13 protein-coding genes and 2 tRNA genes are annotated in these 18,170 nt (G+C 67.0%); 9 read left to right on the top strand and 6 right to left on the bottom strand.

Annotation, left to right across the window (positions count from 1 at the left end):
- Positions 1 to 386 precede the first annotated feature (386 nt).
- From bmt to ACRARE_RS13195, 3 genes are all read right to left on the bottom strand, one after another.
- Positions 387 to 1,427 (bottom strand): betaine--homocysteine S-methyltransferase, encoded by a 1,041-nt coding sequence (gene bmt, locus ACRARE_RS13205; RefSeq protein ID WP_432656914.1) that lies wholly within the window; start codon positions 1,425 to 1,427, stop codon positions 387 to 389.
- Between the two features lie 57 nt (positions 1,428 to 1,484).
- The gene (locus tag ACRARE_RS13200) at positions 1,485 to 3,356 is read right to left on the bottom strand and encodes a phosphatidylglycerol lysyltransferase domain-containing protein (RefSeq protein ID WP_432656913.1); all 1,872 of its coding nucleotides are present in this window, start codon (positions 3,354 to 3,356) and stop codon (positions 1,485 to 1,487) included.
- A gap of 208 nt (positions 3,357 to 3,564) precedes the next feature.
- Positions 3,565 to 3,876: a DUF1476 domain-containing protein gene (locus tag ACRARE_RS13195; RefSeq protein WP_432656912.1), complete on the bottom strand. Its 312-nt coding sequence runs from the start codon at positions 3,874 to 3,876 to the stop codon at positions 3,565 to 3,567.
- A 239-nt stretch (positions 3,877 to 4,115) separates the two neighbouring features.
- On the opposite strand from ACRARE_RS13195, the gene purC reads away from it, so the two are divergent.
- Together purC and purS are read left to right on the top strand one after the other, a co-directional pair.
- Entirely contained in the window at positions 4,116 to 4,874 is a 759-nt protein-coding gene (gene purC, locus ACRARE_RS13190; protein ID WP_432656911.1) for a phosphoribosylaminoimidazolesuccinocarboxamide synthase, read from the top strand.
- 14 nt (positions 4,875 to 4,888) lie between these two features.
- Positions 4,889 to 5,122, top strand: a complete 234-nt coding sequence (gene purS / locus ACRARE_RS13185) for a phosphoribosylformylglycinamidine synthase subunit PurS (protein WP_432656910.1) — start codon at positions 4,889 to 4,891, stop codon at positions 5,120 to 5,122.
- A gap of 77 nt (positions 5,123 to 5,199) precedes the next feature.
- Here purS and ACRARE_RS13180 read toward each other — a convergent pair whose 3' ends face one another.
- The gene (locus ACRARE_RS13180; RefSeq protein WP_432656909.1) at positions 5,200 to 5,673 is read right to left on the bottom strand and encodes a GFA family protein; all 474 of its coding nucleotides are present in this window, start codon (positions 5,671 to 5,673) and stop codon (positions 5,200 to 5,202) included.
- 150 nt (positions 5,674 to 5,823) lie between these two features.
- Between ACRARE_RS13180 and purQ the strand changes: the two genes are divergently transcribed.
- The 6 genes from purQ to ACRARE_RS13150 all read left to right on the top strand — a co-directional run bounded on the left by purQ (position 5,824) and on the right by ACRARE_RS13150 (position 13,798).
- Complete coding sequence (gene purQ, locus ACRARE_RS13175) at positions 5,824 to 6,492, top strand: phosphoribosylformylglycinamidine synthase subunit PurQ (RefSeq protein WP_432656908.1); 669 nt, start codon at positions 5,824 to 5,826, stop codon at positions 6,490 to 6,492.
- A 351-nt stretch (positions 6,493 to 6,843) separates the two neighbouring features.
- Positions 6,844 to 8,598: a sensor histidine kinase gene (locus ACRARE_RS13170; RefSeq protein ID WP_432656907.1), complete on the top strand. Its 1,755-nt coding sequence runs from the start codon at positions 6,844 to 6,846 to the stop codon at positions 8,596 to 8,598.
- Positions 8,599 to 8,621: 23 nt separating this feature from the next.
- On the top strand, positions 8,622 to 9,959 hold the full coding sequence (locus ACRARE_RS13165; RefSeq protein ID WP_432656906.1) for a sigma-54-dependent transcriptional regulator: 1,338 nt from the start codon (positions 8,622 to 8,624) through the stop codon (positions 9,957 to 9,959).
- A gap of 611 nt (positions 9,960 to 10,570) precedes the next feature.
- Entirely contained in the window at positions 10,571 to 13,273 is a 2,703-nt protein-coding gene (locus ACRARE_RS13160; protein WP_432656905.1) for an Rne/Rng family ribonuclease, read from the top strand.
- Positions 13,274 to 13,505: 232 nt separating this feature from the next.
- A tRNA-Asp gene (locus ACRARE_RS13155) sits at positions 13,506 to 13,582 on the top strand.
- A gap of 139 nt (positions 13,583 to 13,721) precedes the next feature.
- Positions 13,722 to 13,798, top strand: a tRNA-Asp gene (locus ACRARE_RS13150).
- 282 nt (positions 13,799 to 14,080) lie between these two features.
- On the opposite strand, the gene ACRARE_RS13145 is transcribed toward ACRARE_RS13150, so the two are convergent.
- Both ACRARE_RS13145 and ACRARE_RS13140 read right to left on the bottom strand, forming a co-directional pair.
- The gene (locus ACRARE_RS13145) at positions 14,081 to 14,488 is read right to left on the bottom strand and encodes a hypothetical protein (RefSeq protein ID WP_432656904.1); all 408 of its coding nucleotides are present in this window, start codon (positions 14,486 to 14,488) and stop codon (positions 14,081 to 14,083) included.
- A 61-nt stretch (positions 14,489 to 14,549) separates the two neighbouring features.
- Entirely contained in the window at positions 14,550 to 15,944 is a 1,395-nt protein-coding gene (locus tag ACRARE_RS13140; RefSeq protein ID WP_432656903.1) for a M20/M25/M40 family metallo-hydrolase, read from the bottom strand.
- A gap of 580 nt (positions 15,945 to 16,524) precedes the next feature.
- Here ACRARE_RS13140 and hemA point away from each other — a divergent pair.
- Positions 16,525 to 17,748: a 5-aminolevulinate synthase gene (hemA, locus tag ACRARE_RS13135; protein WP_432656902.1), complete on the top strand. Its 1,224-nt coding sequence runs from the start codon at positions 16,525 to 16,527 to the stop codon at positions 17,746 to 17,748.
- The last annotated feature ends 422 nt before the right edge of the window (positions 17,749 to 18,170 follow it).

Here is an 18,170-nt window from a genome sequence, read left to right as displayed (position 1 = left end):
GAGGACGACAGATAGGAAGAAGCGGGGCTTTGCCCCGTCGCCGGAGGACGACAGATAGGAAGAAGCGGGGCTTTGCCCCGTCGCTGGAGGGCGACACGTAGAGGGGAGAGGGGGCTCTGCCCCCCTTGAGCCCTGGCGGGCTCAATTCCCCCCGGGATATTTCTGGCAATGAGAAGAGAGGGGCGGGGGCCGAAGGGCGGACGCCAGACCCGCGCTGAGAGTTCGGAGGGCAGCGGGGCGCTACCCGCTCTTGCCGTTGCGGGCGGGAGCCGGATGCCGCGCGGCCTCCGGGACAGGTTCGGCACAGAAGGAGAGGGGCCGCGCGCCCCGGCCCCGAATGGAGCGCGGGAGGGGCGGGCGGCGGTCTGGATCCCGGGCCCGCGGGCTCAGCCGCGGCGGCGGCGCGGGCGGCGGGCGGGGGCGGCATCCTCGCCGGTGCCGTCGGAGACCGAGGAGAAGGCGCCGAGCTTTTCCGCGATCTGGTCCAGCGTCGGGCGCGGGCCGCGCGGGCGGGTCGAGAGCGCCGCGTGCATCTTTTCCAGATGTTCGGGCATGGTGCCGCAGCAGCCGCCAATGATCGTGGCGCCGCAATCGCGGGCCAGCACCGCGTAGTCGGCCATCAGATCGGGGGTGCCGTCGTAGTGGATATGCCCGTCTTCGTATTTCGGGATCCCCGCATTGCCCTTGGCGATGATCGGCCGCTCGATGCCCATGGCGGAGAAGCCCAGCACGGTGCGCAGCAGGTCCGAGGCGCCGACGCCGCAATTGGCGCCGAAGGCGATCGGCGGATTGGCCAGCTTGTCGACCATCTTGACCATGTCCTCGGAGGTGACGCCCATCATCGTGCGCCCGGCGGTGTCAAAGCTCATGGTGCCGCACCAGGGCATCTCGGCCAGGGCAAAGGCCTCGGCGGCGGCGCGGTATTCCTCGGGGGCCGAGATGGTTTCCAGCCAGAGGACGTCGACACCGCCCTCTTTCAGCCCCTCGGCCTGTTCGTGGAACATCTCGACCGCGTGTTCATGGGTCAGCGGGCCCATGGGGGCCATGATGTCGCCCGTCGGCCCGACCGAGCCCGCCACGATCACCGTCCGGCCCGCCGCATCCGCGACCTCGCGGCCCAGTTCGGCGCCGATGCGGTTCAGCTCGCGCACCCGGGACTGGGCGTCATGCAGCTTCAGTCGCGAGGCATTGCCGCCGAAGGTATTGGTCAGGAACAGATCCGACCCGGCCTCGACCGCAGAGCGGTAGAGGGTGCGGATGCGGTCGGGGTGGTCGACGTTCCACATCTCGGGCGCGTCGCCCGAGGTCAGACCCATGTTGAACAGGTTCGTGCCGGTGGCGCCATCGGCCATCAGCCAGTCGCGGGTTTCCAGCAGGCGCGAGAGGGCGTCGGTTTTCGGGGCGTCGGCTTTGGGGGCAGCGCTCATCGGGTTCTCCTGGTCAGAGCGGGGGCGGCAGGGCGGGCCGCGCGGGTTGCGCCCCTTTTACGCAAGGGCGCGGTCTGTGGAAAGGGGGGCGGCGCGGGTGCGGGCGGGGCGGCGCATGGCCAGGGCCAGATCGGCGGCGGCCAGGGCCAGGGCCAGGCGCGAGGGTGCGGCCATGTAAAGGCGCTGGTGGCGGGGCGCGAAACTGTCCTTGAAGCGGGCGAGGCCCGTGCCGCCCGAGCGTTCGGCGACCAGGGTGCGCGCTCGGGTGATCAGCCGCCCTTCGCCTGTGGGACGGGCAGGCATGGCGGCCAGGGACAGCGGCAGGCCCAGGCGCGCGGCCTCTTGCGCGGCGGCGGTGACCAGGGCGTGCATCGTGCCATCGGGCAGGTCGTCGCCGTGGCGCATCAGATCCAGGCACAGCTGGTGGTGATTGCGATGCAGGGTGATGAAGGCGATCAGCGCCCCGTCACGCCAGGCGCAGAAGACCGCCTGCCGGGCCACGTAGGAGGGGGCAAAGCGCCCGGTCGACAGGCCCCGCGCCACCCCGTGCAGCGCCTTCCACTCGGCGTCCAGCCGCGCCATCTCGGCCATGTGATGGGTGAGGTTCGTCTCGCAACTAATTGTCACACCGTACTTTTCCGCATGGCGAAGCTTGCGGCGCAATTGCCGGAAGCGAGCGCCGTCGAGGCTTAGCGTGCCGGGGTCGATCACCGCGTCATCGGCCACATGCAGCAGTTTCCAGCCCGCGCGCCGGGCCTCCAGCGCCTGCCGGGCCGAGCATTTGTAGACCACGGGGATACGGTTGGCGCCATGGGCGGCGCGGCTGAGCCGGGGCAGAAGCGGGCCCAGTCGACCCGACAACGGGTCAAACAGCAGGGTCAGGGTCTGCGGGGTGTCGATGCACAGCGCGCCACTGGCCGCGCAGCCCAGAAGCCGGGCGCCGTTCTGCCGTGCCACGCCGCATTCGGCGCGCGGCGCATGATCTAGCAGCAGCTCGGGGATGGCGCGCGAGACGCGGGGGCGCGGCGCTTCGGGGTGGGCGGCGCGGGGGCGGAACACATGGGCTGCCGCCAGCGCGGCGGGCAGCGCATAGTAGATCAGGCGGAAGGCCAGCACGGCGGCGAAAAGGTCGCTTTCCGGCAGGGCGGGCAGCAGGGCCAGCAGCGACAGCTCGAACGGGCCGACCCCGCCCGGGGTGCCCGCAAAGAGGCCCGCGCCCAGGGCCAGCAGGAAGACCGGCAGGAAGGTGGCAAAGCCCGGCGGGTCGGGCAGCAGCACGTAGAGGGCCAGGGCCGCCGCGCAGGTATCGACGGCGGCAAAGACGGTGATCGCCCCGATGGCGGTCAGCGAGGGCAGGCGCAGGCGCAGCCGGGCAAAGCGCAGTTCGGGCGCGAAGAGGGCGGCGGCGGGCAGGGTCAGGAAGATCACCAGCCCCAGCAGGGCCAGCCATTCCGGCAAAAGGCGCGGCGCCAGAGCCAGGCAGGCCAGGGCGGTGACCACGGCCCAGGCCACCAGGAAAGAGGCCGAGACGGCGGCGGTGACCTGTGCCACCCGCAGCGGTCCCAGCCGGGGCAGCAGCCGCCAGCGGGCCAGCGCCCCGGTCACCACCCCCAACCCCAGAAACTGCGCCAGCGCGATGGAGGACATGCCCGACAGCTGCGCCTCGCGCGCCGTGACGCCGGTGCGCAGGTGGCGGTGAATCACCGCGTCGTAGCGCCCGAGCGACCAGAAGGACAGGGTGGTGGCCGTCAGGGCCAGGGCCCATTGCCCGGGACCCACGGCGGCAAAGCTGCGCCACAGCGCCTCGGGGTCCAGCGCCTGGACATGGCCCCAGAGCAGCCAGAGGCAGACCCCGCCGACGGTCAGTGGGGCCACATAGCGCAGCCATCGCATCTGTTGCTTGCGCGCCACGCGCATCACCTCGGCCATCCTCGTCCCCGTTTCCGAACCCGCAGACAGAGGTAGGCGCGGTTCCTTTCGCTCGGCTTAACGGCAGGCCATCCGCTGTCGCCAATTGCGCGGGTTTGGCGCGGCGCGGCGGAGAGACATGCGAAAACGCCGCCCGAACGGGGCGGCGTTTCATTTAAAATCAACATTTTGCGGGCTGAAGTTCAGGTTTTGCCTTCGCTGACCCGCGTCAATCGTCGGCCAGGGCGGCCTTGGCGGCGGCCAGGGCCTCGGCGTGTTTGGCGCGGATCGTGGCCTCATCCACCAGCCCGTCCAGATCGGCCACAAGCTTGGCGATCACGTCTTCATGGCCCGGCTCGGTCAGGTCGGCCTTCACCAGCGAGGCGGCATAGGCCTGTTCCTCGTCGCCGCTTTTGCCCAGCAGGCCCGCGGCCCAATGGCCAAGCGCCCAGTTGCAGCGCGCCTCGGCGCGGAACAGCATTTCGCTGTCATGGGCGAATTTCGATTCGAAGGCGGCTTCGCGTTCGTTCAGGTGGCTCATGAGATGCTCCTCCCCTTGGCCTGAGATGTCCGGGATCAGGTTAGTCGCTTGGGCGCCCTGCGGGAAGCCGCAACGAGGGGAGGCGCGACAATTTGGGCCGCGAAGGGCCTGTCGGGGCGGTGTCGCGGCCCGGCTCGGCCCGGCGCCGCGCTTGCTCCGATGCCGCGCTTGCACTAAGAGGGCGCAAATACGGGCGAGTCCCGTCCCCGATCAGAGCCCGCGAGAGAGGCCGCACGCCCATGGCAAGACGCAAGAAAATCTACGAAGGCAAGGCCAAGATCCTGTATGAAGGCCCGGAACCCGGCACCATCGTGCAGTATTTCAAGGATGATGCGACCGCCTTCAACGCCCAGAAAAAGGACGTGATCGAGGGCAAGGGCGTGCTGAACAACCGCCTGAGCGAGTTCTTCATGACCGGCCTGGCGCAGATCGGCGTGCCGACCCACTTCATCCGCCGCCTGAACATGCGCGAACAGCTGTGCCGCAGCTGCGAGATCATCCCGCTGGAGATCATCGTGCGCAACACCGCCGCCGGGTCGATGTCGAAGCGCCTTGGTATCGAGGAAGGCACGCAGCTGCCGCGCCCGATCGTGGAATACTGCCTGAAGAACGACGAGCTGGGCGACCCGCTGGTCAGCGAAGAGCATATCGCCGCCTTCGGCTGGGCCAGCCAGCAGGACATGGATGACATCGTGCATCTGGCCCTGCGGGTGAACGATTTCCTGTCCGGCGTGATGCTGGCCGTTGGCATCAAGCTGGTCGATTTCAAGATCGAGATCGGCCGCGTCTACGAGGGCGACTTCCAGCGCCTGATCGTGGCCGACGAGATCAGCCCCGACAGCTGCCGCCTGTGGGACATCGAGACCGGCAAGCACCTGGACAAGGACGTGTTCCGCCGCGACCTGGGCAGCCTGACCGACGCCTACACCGAAGTGGCGCAGCGCCTGGGCGTCATGCCGCGTTCGAACGGGGCGACCAAGCCCACGCTGATCAACTGAAGGAGCCGGCCAAGATGAAAGCCCGCGTTCATGTCATGCTGAAAAACGGTGTTCTGGATCCCCAGGGCGAGGCCGTGCGCCACGCCCTTGGCGGTCTGGGCTTCGAGGGCGTCGAAGGCGTCCGCCAGGGCAAGGTGATCGAGCTGGATCTGGCCGATGGCACCAGCGAAGAGACCGTGACCGAGATGTGCGAAAAGCTGCTCGCCAATACGGTGATCGAAAGCTACTCGATCGAGATGGGCGCCTAAGCGCCGTTCTGACCCATCCGCGAAGAGAGACCCCGTCGCAGGAACTGCGGCGGGGTTCTTCGTTGTGTCGCCGGGGGCTAGCCCTGCGCCCCGAGGCGTTCGGCGGCGAAGGCGGCGATCAGCTCGGGGAACCGTTCCATCTCTGGGAAACGCTCGAACCCGTGCGGCGCCAGGCTGGGGACCCAGGGCAGGGCCTCGGCCCGCTGGGTCTCGATGAAGGGCTGTGTCCAGGCGGGATCGTCGAAAAGGGCAGAGCGCAGGTTGACGAAATCGACGCCGGTGACCTGGGTATAGACCCAGCTGTGGCAGGCGGGGCAGGCGTAGTGGGTCAGATCGGCCGATCCGGCCCCGGCGGGCACGGGTGTGCCCCCGGTCACGCGGAAGGTGTCTGCGCTGACCATCATGGTCAGGGAAAAGGCGCTGGATGCCATGCGCTGGCAGCCCTGGCAATGGCAGGCGGCGGTCATGAAGGGCGGCGCGGTGATCTGCATCGTCAGGGCGCCGCAGCGGCAGGCGCCGGTCAGCGGCGCCTCGGGGGTGGGCAGGGGCATCGGGGGTCTCCGTCTTGGCTGCCTGCGAGCCTAGCACGGGCGGCGGCGCAGGGGCGAGGCCCCCGGATCCGGGGCGCGCCTAGGCTTGATCCGTCTGCCCCTTGCGCGTAAGAGCCGGATCATATCCCTTTCCGCGCCACGGAGCCTGCCATGAAAGCCGCCGTCCTCGTCTTCCCCGGGTCCAACTGCGACCGTGACCTGCAAGTGGCCTTCGAGAAGGCCGGGGCCGAGGTCACCATGGTCTGGCACAAGGACCAGGCCCTGCCCGAGGGCGTCGATATCGTCGGTGTGCCCGGCGGCTTCAGCTATGGCGACTACCTGCGCTGCGGGGCTATCGCCGCCAACTCGCCCATCTGTGCCTCGCTGAAGGCCCATGTGGAACGGGGCGGCTATGCCATCGGCATCTGCAACGGCTTCCAGGTACTGACCGAGACCCGCATCCTGCCCGGCGCCCTGCTGCGCAATGCCAATCTGAAATACATCTGCAAGACCGTGCCGCTGACCGTGCAGACCTCGGACAGCATCTTTACCCGCGCCTATAACGCCGGGACCACGGTGCAGATCCCGATCGCCCACCACGACGGCAACTACCAGGCCGATGCAGAGCTGCTGGCCGAGTTGCGCGGCGAGGATCGGGTGGCCTTCACCTATGATGATAACCCCAATGGCTCGGCGGGCGACATCGCCGGTGTGCTGTCGGCCAACCGCCGGGTGCTGGGCATGATGCCCCACCCCGAACGGGCCGCCGATGCGGGCCATGGCGGCACCGATGGGGCGGGCGTCTTCCAGGGGATCCTGGACGCGCTGGTCGAGGCCTGACGTCGGGCCTGATCTGGGGCCGGGCAGGGGGCTCTGCCCCCGTCGCCTGACGGCGACTCCTCCGGGACATTTTTCGCCTGGAAATGGGTAAAGGGCGGGGCGCATGGAAGCCCCGACCTGAGGGCCTTTTGGGGAACGTCCGCCAACGGGCGCGGCGCCCATGCGATCCGACAGCCGCGGGGCACCACCCGTTCGGGGCTGAAACGCGCCACCGGCGCCTTTCCGGGGCGGTCCTCACCTTCGGCCGGAGGCCCGGGGCCGGCCTCGGCCGGGGGCATATCGGCGCTTTGCCGCCTGTGCGCGACCCTTGTCTGCTTGAGCGCAAGGCCCGGAGCGGTGTAATTTCGCCCAATGGAGAACGACAGCCCTCCGGCCGGGCATCCCGGCCGCACCATTTCCTGGCGGGCGCGTATCGCGCTGGCGCTGTTCCTGGTCTTGGTGATCGTCATCATGGCCGTGACCAACGCCATGCTGATGCAGCGCTATACCGAGCCGACCCGCAGCCGGGCCGAGCTGCGCCTGGCGTTGTTCGGGGCCAATATCGTCAGTGAATTGCAGCTGAACTCGATCGTGCCGCAGCTGCTGGCCCGCGACCAGGAGCTGATCGGGGCGCTGAACAGCGACGATTTCAGCACCTCGACCCTGCGCCTGATGTCCTTCCTCGACGAGATCAGCGCCCAGGGCCTGGTCCTGCTGGACGAGGACGGGCGCATCGTGGCCGCCACCGACCGCACCCGGCTGGGCGAGAACCACCGCCAGAGCCGTTATTTCGTCGAGGCGCAGCGCTCGAACGGGACGGTGTTCAGTGTCATTCCGCGCGAGACCGGCGGCTTCAGCTTCGTCTATTCGCGCCGGATCGAGTTTCAGGGCGGTCTGATCGGCGTGATCATGGTCGAGGCGGATCTGGCGAAATTCGAACGCTCCTGGGCGGGGATCTCGGATGCGCTGCTGGTCAAGGACAGCGAGGGGCGGATCATCCTGTCGACCGAGCCGCTGTGGCGGGGGTTGACCGAGGATCAGGCGGTGGCGCGCGAGACGCCCTCTTCGGCCATCGAACGGGCGCTTTATGCCACCACCGACTGGACCACCGATGTGGACGGCTATCTGGAAGGTGAGGCGGTAATGCGTGTCGGATCGCGCATTCCGTTCCGCGGCTGGCAGGTGGTCAGCTATACCTCGTACCAATCGGTGCGCGAGCAGGTGAACGGCGTGCTGGCGCTGGAGATCATGGGCTTTGCCATCCTGCTGGCCCTGGCCTTCTACGCCCTGTCGCGCAAGACCATGCTGCGCCTGGCCCTGTTCCAGCGCGAGTCGGCGGATCTGCGCGCGCTGAACGAGCGACTCCAGCGGGAAATCGCTGAACGCGAGCGGATGGAAAAGAACCTGGAAGTGGCCGAGCAGACCATCGCGCAAAGCCAGAAACTGGCCGCCCTGGGCGAGATGTCGGCGGCGGTGGCCCATGAGCTGAACCAGCCGCTGGCGGCGATGAAGACCTATCTGGCGGGCGCGCAGCTGCTGCTGAAACGGGCCCGCCCCGACGAGGCCCTGGCCAGCTTCAGCCGGATCGACGATCTGATCGGCCGCATGGGGGCCATCACCCGCCAGCTGAAAAGCTATGCCCGCACCGGCGGAGACGGCTTTACCCCTGTAAACGTTGGCGATGCGCTGGCCTCGTCCCTGTCGATGATGGAGCCGCAGCTGCGCCAGCGGAAGGTGCGGATCACCCGCGCCCTGCCGGAACGCCCGGTCATGGTCATGGCCGACCGGGTGCGGCTGGAACAGGTGATGATCAACCTGCTGAAGAACGCCCTGGACGCCACCGCCAACAGCGAGGATGCGCGCATCGACATCCTGCTGTCGGCGGGCGAGACCGCCACCCTGACGGTGCGCGACAATGGCGAGGGGATCCAGGATCTGGATGCCCTGTTCGAACCTTTCTACACCACCAAGCAGCCCGGTGACGGCACGGGTCTGGGCCTGGCGATCTCGTCAGGGATCATTGCTGACCTAGGTGGACGTCTGACAGCCCGTAACGCCGAAGCCGGAGGCGCGGTGTTCGAGGTGCAATTGCCGATCCTCGCCGATGAGATCGAAGCGGCAGAGTAAAGAGAAGAGCGGAGAAACGTGACATGCAAAAGGCCATGAAGATTGCGATCGTTGACGACGAGCAGGACATGCGTCAGTCGATCAGCCAGTGGCTGGCCCTGTCGGGCTATGACACCGAGACCTTCCCTAGTGCCGAAGAGGCGCTGAAGACCCTCGGGCCCGACTACCCCGGTATCGTGATCTCGGACATCAAGATGCCCGGGATGGACGGGATGACCTTCCTGAAGAAACTGATGGGCTCTGACAGTTCGTTGCCGGTGATCATGATCACCGGCCATGGCGACGTCCCCATGGCGGTCGAGGCGATGCGCCTGGGCGCCTTCGACTTCCTGGAAAAGCCCTTCAACCCCGACAAGATGACGGCCCTGGCCAAGAAGGCGGCCAATGCGCGCCGCCTGACCATGGACAACCGCCAGCTGCGGCGCGAGCTGTCGGACGGCGGCCAGATCATGAAGAAGCTGATCGGCACCTCGCCGGTGATGGAACGCCTGCGCGAGGACATCCTGGACCTGGGTCAGGCGGACGGCCATGTGCTGATCGACGGCGAGACCGGCACCGGCAAGACCCTGGTGGCCCATGCGCTGCACGCCGTGGGCGCCCGGGCAGGGAAGAAATTCGTGCTGCTCAGCTGTGCCGCGCTGGAGGAAGAGCAGCTGTCGAAACGTCTTTTCGGCCCGATGCAGCCCGAGGATACGCAGCTGCCCGCCATCGAAGAGGCGCGCGGCGGCACCCTGGTGCTGGAGGATATCGAGGCGCTGTCGGAAAGCCTTCAGGCGCGGCTGCTGTCGGCGATCAACGAGCAGGGCACGCCCGCCGAGACCCGCATCGTGGCCATCTCGAACCTGCAAGAGCAGGACCGCACCTGCGAGGACGTCTTGCGCCCCGATCTTTTCTACCGCCTGGCCGCGCTGCGGATCACCGTGCCGCCGCTGCGTCAGCGGGGCGAGGACATCCTGGCGCTGTTTACCCGCCTCAGTGAGCAGTTTGCCGATGAATACGGCTGCGAGGCGCCGCAGGTCACCGCCCAGGAGGCCGCGCAGCTGTTGCAGGCTCCCTGGCCGGGCAATGTGCGCCAGCTGATCAACGTGGCCGAACGCGCCGTGCTGCAATCGCGCCGGGGCTCGGGCACCATCGCCTCGCTGCTGATGAGCGAGAACGAGGAGATGCAGCCGGTGATGACCACCGAAGGCAAGCCGCTGAAGGAATATGTCGAGGCGTTCGAGCGGATGCTGATCGACAACACCATGCGCCGCCACAAGGGGTCCATCGCCTCGGTGATGGAAGAGTTGTGCCTGCCGCGCCGGACCCTGAACGAGAAGATGGCGAAGTATGGCCTGCAACGGGCCGATTACCTGAACTGAGCCGGGACCCGCCCCGGGCGATGAGCCCGGGGCAGGGCGCGAAAACCGGCACGGCCGGGGCAGGCAACTGCCCCGGCCGCGGCATGTCAAAGGGATGCGCCGAAGTGGTCAGAGCGCGGGCATTTGCCCGTTCCCGCTGCGGTTGTGGTATTTTCTGCATTGTCAGCAGCCCATGATGCACCTTATGTTCATGAGACGGCCATATGCGTTGCCCCCGAGGTTTCGCAGAGGCCTGACAGAGTTTCGCTGGCCCCGGATGTGACGGGAACAACCTCCGTTCGGACGCCAGATCGATTGAACCCCATAGGGGTTTCGTACTTGCCGACAGGCCCCTGGGGTCGCGTCGGTTCGAAATGGGCGGCAGCCCAGCACCAGGAAGCTTCGGACGGCTCATGCAGCCGGGGGCGCTTAACCGGGCCGGTCTGCCGTCGGAGAAGAAACGCGATGACGCGCGACAGGATCGAGACAGGCCGGAGGCACGCCCATGCAGGCGGCCCTTGCCGCGTCGACGCCGGCGCCCAAGTCGCCCCTGACAGTCACGCCCTCAATGCCTTCGCTCCCCCCGGGTGTCCCCCGGGCGTCGGGGGCGTTTCGGCGTGCAATTGGAACACATGGCCAAGAAAATGCTCATCGACGCCACCCACGCGGAGGAAACCCGCGTCGTGGTGGTGGACGGAAACAAGGTCGAGGAATTCGACTTCGAATCCGAAAACAAGCGCCAGCTTGCTGGCAACATCTACCTCGCAAAGGTAACCCGGGTCGAACCGTCGCTGCAGGCGGCCTTCGTCGATTACGGCGGCAACCGCCACGGCTTCCTTGCCTTCTCGGAAATCCATCCGGATTACTACCAGATCCCCGTCGCGGACCGTGAGGCCCTGATGGAGGAAGAGCGCGCCTATGCCGAGGCGATGCGCGCCCGCGAGGAAGAGGACGAAAAGCCGAAGAAAAGCCGCTCGCGCACCCGGTCGCGCGCCGCCAAGGCCGACAGTGCCGATGCGACGGTGACCCAGGAGGTGGCCGAGGCCGCCGAAGGCAAGACCAGCGACCAGATCGAGGGGATGGAAACCATCGACCTCGACGGCGCCGACCTGCCCGAAGAGGGCAGCTCGCCGATGGAAACCGTGCGCGAAACGCCGGTGGAAGAGCCCGAGGACGGCTCGGGCGACGACACGGTCGAGGCCTCGGACGACAGCGACAGCAGCGACGCGGACGACAGCGACAGCGACGATAGCGACGGGGAAGAGACCGGCGGCCGCCGCTCTTCGCGTAGCCGCTCGCGCTCGCGCAGCTCTTCCGAGAAGGACAGCGAGATCGAGTCGGTCGCCGATGACGACGACCACGAGGACATCCGCCCGCCGCGCAAACCGCGCCCCAAGCGCTACAAGATCCAGGAAGTGATCAAGGTCCGCCAGATCCTGCTGGTGCAGGTCGTCAAGGAAGAGCGCGGCAACAAGGGCGCGGCCCTGACCACCTACCTGTCCCTGGCCGGTCGCTACTGCGTGCTGATGCCCAACACCGCCCGGGGCGGCGGCATCTCGCGCAAGATCACCAATGCTGTCGACCGCAAGAAGCTGAAGGAAATCGCCGCCGAGATCGACGTGCCCTCGGGTGCGGGTCTGATCGTGCGCACGGCGGGTGCCAAGCGCACCAAGACCGAGATCAAGCGCGACTACGAATATCTGCAACGCCTCTGGGAACAGATCCGCGAGCTGACGCTGCAATCCATTGCACCGGCCAAGATCTATGAAGAGGGCGACCTGATCAAACGCTCGATCCGCGATCTGTATTCGCGCGAGATCGACGAGGTTCTGGTGGAAGGCGAACGCGGCTACCGCAACGCCAAGGACTTCATGAAGATGATCATGCCGTCCCACGCCAAGAACGTGAAGCATTACACCGACCCGCTGCCGCTTTTCGCGCGCTACCAGGTGGAAAGCTATCTCGGCGCCATGTTCAACCCGGTGGTGCAGCTGAAATCGGGTGGCTACATCGTGATCGGCGTCACCGAGGCGCTGGTGGCGATCGACGTCAACTCTGGCCGGGCCACCAAGGAAGGCTCGATCGAGGAAACCGCGACCAAGACCAACCTGGAGGCCGCCGAAGAGGTGGCGCGCCAGCTGCGTCTGCGCGACCTGGCGGGCCTGATCGTCATCGACTTCATCGACATGGACGAGCGCAAGAACAACGCCGCCGTCGAGAAGAAGCTGAAGGACAAGCTGAAGACCGACCGCGCGCGCATCCAGGTCGGCCGCATCTCGGGCTTCGGCCTGCTGGAGATGTCGCGCCAGCGTCTGCGCCCCGGCATGATCGAGGCCACCACGCAGCCCTGTTCCCATTGCCACGGCACCGGGTTGATCCGTTCGGACGACAGCATGGCCCTGTCCGTGCTGCGTCAGATCGAGGAAGAGGGGACCCGCCGCAAGTCGCGCGAGGTTCTGGTGAAGGTGCCCGTGGGCATCGCCAACTACCTGATGAACCAGAAGCGAGAGCATGTGGCCCTGATCGAGGCCCGCTACGGCATGGCCGTGCGGATCGAGGGCGTGCCCTCGATGGTCTCGCCCGATTGCGAGATCGAGAAGTTCAAGACCGCGACCCGCAAGGTGGCCGAAGTGGCCCATGTGGTCTCTGCCAACAGCTCGTTGATGGAAAGCATCGACGAGGACGCCGCCGAGGAGGAGATCGAGGAGGAAACCCCCGAGGTCGCCGAAGAGAGCGCGAGCGAGGAGCGCTCGTCGCGGGACGACAGCGGGTCCGAGACCGGCGAGGATGGCGATCAGCCCAAGAAGAAGCGCCGTCGGCGGCGTCGTCGGCGCAAGAGCAAGGGCGACAACGGTTCCGGCGATGATTCCATGAGCGGCGAGGACGACGTGGCCGCCACGGACGACAGCGCCGAGGCGACCGCCGCCGAAGAGGCCAAGCCGGAAGAGGCTGCGCCCGTCGCACAGGTTGAAGCCGAGGCCGCCCCTGCGGTGACCGAGGCGGCCGCCGTCGAGACGCCGGAGCCCGTCGCCGAGGCAGAGCCCGAAGCCGGGGTCGTCGCAGACGCCCCTGCCGAGCCTGAGGCCGCCGTTGAGCCCGAGGCGACGCCCGAGCCGGTGGCAAAGGTTGAGGCAGCGGCTGAGCCCGAGGCCGAGCCTGTGGCCGCAGCAGAGCCTGAGGTGGAAACGGCCGAGCCGGTCACCGAGACCACGCCGGAACCGGCTGCTGAGCCCGCACCCGAGCCCGAGCTGGCCACCACGGCCTCCGAGGCCGAGGCCGAAGAGGCCGCTCCGGCGAAGCCCAAGAAGCGCGGCTGGTGGTCCCTGGGCAGCTGATCGCGCCCCCGCCAGCAGAGTAATGCAAAGGCCGCCCTCCGGGGCGGCCTTTTTGTCTTTGCCAGGCCTCTCGCGCGACGGGGCGGCGGAGCAGGGCGGGCAGGGCTTCCAGTGCGAAAAGCCCTGTGGTTTTCATTTTATTTCAGTGGCTTGCGTCTTTTTCCCGAAAAACCATCTTTTCCCGCTTGACGGTTTCGGCCCCTCCGCTTAGAACGCCCTCCACGGTGAGAGAGCGGTTGTAGCTCAGTTGGTTAGAGTACCGGCCTGTCACGCCGGGGGTCGCGGGTTCGAGCCCCGTCAACCGCGCCATCACCGTCCAGAAAAGCGTCCCCTAGGGGGCGCTTTTTGCGTTTCGGGCCAATGGCTTACCCCGGTGAAATTTCCCTGTCGTCGAGGTGCATTTTCCCATTGACCTCTCCGGTCCCCCGCACTATTCCAGCCCCTACGCGCGGTTGTAGCTCAGTTGGTTAGAGTACCGGCCTGTCACGCCGGGGGTCGCGGGTTCGAGCCCCGTCAACCGCGCCACTTTCCCCCTTCATCGTCAGATGCTTCGGTCAAAGTGGCCCCGACGCGCGCGTCCCCCAGGGGACCTCGCCTTGCTCTTCCCTCGTCCTCCTTTGGCCGTAAGCAGCACCCCGCAGCCCGGCCAGGCGCCACCCTCTACCTTCTCGTTTGCCAGAAATATCCCGGGGGAATTGAGCCGCAGGCTCAAGGGGGGGGCAGAGCCCCCTTTTCAGTCCATCTGTCGCCAACGGTCGATGAGAGGCGCAGAGCCCGCCCCCCTTTTCCCTGCCACTCTCGCGCCCCTCAGGGTCGCGAGTGCAGGTCGGCGTAGGTGAAGCCGTCCGGCCAGATGCCGATCCACAGCCAGCGTTTGCGGTGTTGCAGCTGGTAGAGGACGTGATCCAGATGCGCCTGGTCGAGCCAGAGGCGGATCGTGCGGTCCTCTTCCTTGTAATAGGGGGGCTTCAGCTCGTCCGGGCGGCGAAAGCGCAGGATGCCGCGGATCACGCTGGAATTGGGCGAGGCGATGCCGGTCACCTCGATCTGGCTGAGGCCGCGCAGCGCGGGCGCGGCCTCGGCGCCGGTGGTGTGGATCATGTCCTGCACCAGCAGGATCTCGCGCCGGATGTCGGTCACCGCCGCCGAGGCATAGGGTTCCGCCTCGATGGCGTGCAGGCGGGCGTCGATCTCTTCTTCGATATTCAGGACCATGGCATCTCTCCTCCGGCCAGGGAAACGGGCCGGAGGAAAGACGCGCGGCGCAGGCGAAGGGTCAGCGGCTCAGCGCGTCCAGCACCCGGGCCCAGCTTCTGATTCCTTTATGAAAGGAGTTAAGATCGTATTTCTCATTGGGGGAGTGCAGCGCGTCATCCTCAAGGCCGAAACCGATCAGCATGGCGTTCATCCCCAGCAGGCGGCCGAAGTGCCCGGCGATCGGGATCGAGCCGCCGCAGCCGATATAGGCCGCCGGGTTGGGCCATTCGTCGGTCAGCGCCTGGCGCGCCTTCTCGAACATCGGGTCCGAGATATCCATCTGCCCGGCCTTCGAGGCGCCATGGCCCTTGAACTCGACCGTGCAATCCTCGGGCAGCAGGTCCTGCACATAGGCGCGGAAGCTTTCGCGGATCGCCAGCGGATCCTGATCGCCGACCAGGCGGAAGGAGATCTTCATATGCGCCTTGGACGGCAGCACGGTCTTGAACCCTTCGGCGGTATAGCCGCCCCAGATGCCGTTCACCTCACAGGTCGGGCGCGCCCAGACCATTTCCAGCGGGGTGCGGTCCTGCTCGCCGGCGGGTTTCGACAGGCCCACGTCGCCCAGGAACTGATCGGCGTCGAAGCCCAGGCCCTGCCATTGCTCTAGCAGCTCGGCGGGCATCTCGGGCACGCCGTCATAGAAGCCGGGAATGGTGACCCGGCCCTGGTCGTCATGCAGCGCGGCCACCACCTTGGACAGGGCCCGGATGGGGTTCATCGCGGCGCCGCCGTAGAAGCCCGAGTGCAGATCCTTGTCGGGGCCCGTCACCACCAGTTCTTCCCCCAGCATCCCGCGCAGCATGGTGACGATGGCGGGCGTCTTGGGGTCGAACATCGCCGTGTCGCAGATCAGCGCCACATCCGCCTTCAGTTCGTCCGCGTTCTCTTCCATGTAGGGGATCAGCGAGGGCGAGCCGCTTTCCTCTTCGCCCTCGAAGAAGAAGGTGATGCGGCAGGGCAGGGCCCCATGTTCGGCGGTCCAGGCGCGGCAGGCCTCGACGAAGGTCATCAACTGGCCCTTGTCATCCGACGACCCCCGGCCACGGATCACGCGGCCCTTGGCGGTTTCCTGCACCTCGGGCTCGAAGGGGGGCTTGTCCCACAGGTCCAGCGGGTCCACCGGCTGCACGTCGTAGTGGCCGTAGAACAGCAGGTGCGGCACGTCCGCGCCCTCGGGGCCCACATGGCCCACGACCATGGGATGGCCCGGGGTGGGGCGCTTCGACACCTTGGCGCCGATCGAGGTCAGATCGGCCACCAGCCAGTCGGCGGCGGTCTCGCAATCGGCCTTGTAGGCGGGGTCGGTCGAGATCGAGGGGATGCGCAGCAGTTCCATCAGCCGTTCGACGGCCCCGCCGAGGTCGGTGTCGATACGGGCAAGCACGGGATCCAGAGGAGAGGTGGCGGACATGGGTCTTCCTTTCATTCGCTGCGCGAAGCGTAGCACCCGGCGGGCCAGTGTCCAGCGGCGCAGGGAAAACGCCCCGCCAGCCGGGGGGCAGGCGGGGCGCGAAAGGAAAAGGTGCTGAAAGGATCGCAAGGAATTGGCACAATATGTGCAGGTATTGTGCTGGGCCGGGTGGGCGCTGCCAAGTATGGGATACCTGACTTTGGCCCCTGTTTCGCGGAGCCGGCCCGGTTCCGGGGCAGGGGGGGCGGCGCGCGGCGCCGGGGGCCCGCCTGCCGTCTTGGGTGCCCGGGCGAAAGGGCCCCGGGATTGACCCATGTCAAAGTTCGGGGGGGCGGCATTTTGTAACGGTTCATGCGCGGGGGAATGATCTTATTTTCATTCCAAAATTCGGGCGGGGATGTTACACCCGACCGGCCTGAGGGGGGCACACCCCCGAAGACAGACCCGAGGCGGCCCGCGACGCGGACCCGACAGGAGACGGACCGAGAGCATCAAGGCGCCGGCGTGGGGCCCCGTAAACCCCGTGACAGACCGGCTGCGGCCCGCCAAGGTGAAGACGAAGCAAGGAAAGACCAAGCCCGTGACTTACGAAGCCCAACTCGACCAGGCACTCGGCAAGCTGCATGATGAAGGCCGGTATCGTACCTTCATCGACATCGTCCGTCACAAGGGGCATTTCCCTCATGCGACCTGGCGCCGTCCCGACGGGACCGAGCGCCCGGTGACCGTGTGGTGCGGCAACGACTACCTCGGCATGGGCCAGCACCCGGTGGTGCTGGAGGCGATGCACGACGCGCTGGACAAGGCGGGCGCGGGCTCGGGCGGTACGCGCAACATCTCGGGCACGACGCTCTATCACAAGGCGCTGGAGGCAGAGATTGCCGACCTGCACCAGAAGGAAGCGGCGCTGGTCTTCACCTCGGCCTATGTGGCGAATGACGCGACGCTGTCGACCCTGCCGAAGCTGTTCCCGGGTCTGATCATCTATTCCGACGCGCTGAACCACGCCTCGATGATCGAGGGCGTGCGCCGCAACGGCGGGGCCAAGCGCATCTTCCGCCACAATGACGTCGAGCACCTGCGCGAGCTGCTGGAGGCCGACGATCCGGCGGCGCCGAAGCTGATCGCGTTTGAATCGGTCTATTCGATGGACGGCGATTTCGGCCGTATCGACGAGATCTGCGACCTGGCCGATGAATTCAACGCCCTGACCTATATCGACGAGGTCCACGCGGTCGGCATGTACGGCCCGCGCGGCGGCGGCGTGACCGAGCGCGACAACAATGTGCACCGCATCGACATCGTCAACGGCACCATGGCCAAGGCCTTTGGTGTGCTGGGCGGCTATATCGCCGCCTCGGCCAAGATGGTGGACGCGATCCGCAGCTATGCGCCGGGCTTCATCTTCTCCTCTTCGCTGCCGCCCGCCGTGGCCGCCGGCTGTGCCGCCTCGATCAAGCATCTGAAGGGCGACCAGGCGCTGCGCGACAAGCACCAGGAAGGCGCCGCCATCCTGAAGACCCGGTTCAAGGCCCTGGGCCTGCCGCTGATCGACCATGGCAGCCATATCGTGCCGGTCATCGTCGGCAATCCGGTGCATACCAAGATGCTGTCGGACATGCTGCTGGAGGATCACGGGATCTACGTGCAGCCGATCAATTTCCCCACCGTGCCGCGCGGGACCGAGCGGCTGCGCTTCACCCCCAGCCCGGTGCATGGGCCGCTGGAGACCGAGAAGCTGATCCGCGCCATGGACAGCCTGTGGTCCCATTGCGCGCTGAACCGGCAGGAGCTGGCGGGCTGAGGCCAGCCGCCGCCGCGCAAGGATCTGCAAACGCCCGGGCCTGGCCCGGGCGTTTCGTGTTTCTGCCCCCCGCATCGTGCCGGGTCGGGCCGGGCGGCGGACAAAGCGTGGCGAAAGGGCTTCACCTTTTGGAAAGAGTTTTACGATCTCTTGATCGAATGGTTACCAGAGAGATAAGCCCATCCTGTCCCGTATCGAGGGGATTTTCCCCGCACCGCTCGGGGCCAGAGCCGGGCAGAGGCCAAATTGCCCCAGCACCTATTATCGCCGCAGGTTGCGCGGAAGCGCGCCTAAATCTGGCGGGTGCTGCTCTATTCGCGCACCAAATAGCTTGAATCATGTTACCGTCTTCTAAACAAAGAAGGCGATCCGAATCGGGGGATTTACGGGTCGTCGCAAGGCAAACGGGGCAGCGGGATGAT

The organism is Pseudooceanicola aquaeponti (assembly GCF_050897975.1).
GTDB lineage: Bacteria > Pseudomonadota > Alphaproteobacteria > Rhodobacterales > Rhodobacteraceae > Pseudooceanicola.
This window is presented reverse-complemented; position numbering and strand designations above follow the sequence as displayed.

What these genes read in the sequence shown, in the direction of transcription:
- bmt (WP_432656914.1), bottom strand. Translation starts at nt 1,427, where the DNA reads ATGAGCGCTGCCCCCAAAGCCGACGCCCCGAAAACCGACGCCCTCTCG.
- ACRARE_RS13200 (WP_432656913.1), bottom strand. Translation starts at nt 3,356, where the DNA reads ATGGCCGAGGTGATGCGCGTGGCGCGCAAGCAACAGATGCGATGGCTG.
- ACRARE_RS13195 (WP_432656912.1), bottom strand. Translation starts at nt 3,876, where the DNA reads ATGAGCCACCTGAACGAACGCGAAGCCGCCTTCGAATCGAAATTCGCC.
- purC (WP_432656911.1), top strand. Translation starts at nt 4,116, where the DNA reads ATGGCAAGACGCAAGAAAATCTACGAAGGCAAGGCCAAGATCCTGTAT.
- purS (WP_432656910.1), top strand. Translation starts at nt 4,889, where the DNA reads ATGAAAGCCCGCGTTCATGTCATGCTGAAAAACGGTGTTCTGGATCCC.
- ACRARE_RS13180 (WP_432656909.1), bottom strand. Translation starts at nt 5,673, where the DNA reads ATGCCCCTGCCCACCCCCGAGGCGCCGCTGACCGGCGCCTGCCGCTGC.
- purQ (WP_432656908.1), top strand. Translation starts at nt 5,824, where the DNA reads ATGAAAGCCGCCGTCCTCGTCTTCCCCGGGTCCAACTGCGACCGTGAC.
- ACRARE_RS13170 (WP_432656907.1), top strand. Translation starts at nt 6,844, where the DNA reads ATGGAGAACGACAGCCCTCCGGCCGGGCATCCCGGCCGCACCATTTCC.
- ACRARE_RS13165 (WP_432656906.1), top strand. Translation starts at nt 8,622, where the DNA reads ATGCAAAAGGCCATGAAGATTGCGATCGTTGACGACGAGCAGGACATG.
- ACRARE_RS13160 (WP_432656905.1), top strand. Translation starts at nt 10,571, where the DNA reads ATGGCCAAGAAAATGCTCATCGACGCCACCCACGCGGAGGAAACCCGC.
- ACRARE_RS13145 (WP_432656904.1), bottom strand. Translation starts at nt 14,488, where the DNA reads ATGGTCCTGAATATCGAAGAAGAGATCGACGCCCGCCTGCACGCCATC.
- ACRARE_RS13140 (WP_432656903.1), bottom strand. Translation starts at nt 15,944, where the DNA reads ATGTCCGCCACCTCTCCTCTGGATCCCGTGCTTGCCCGTATCGACACC.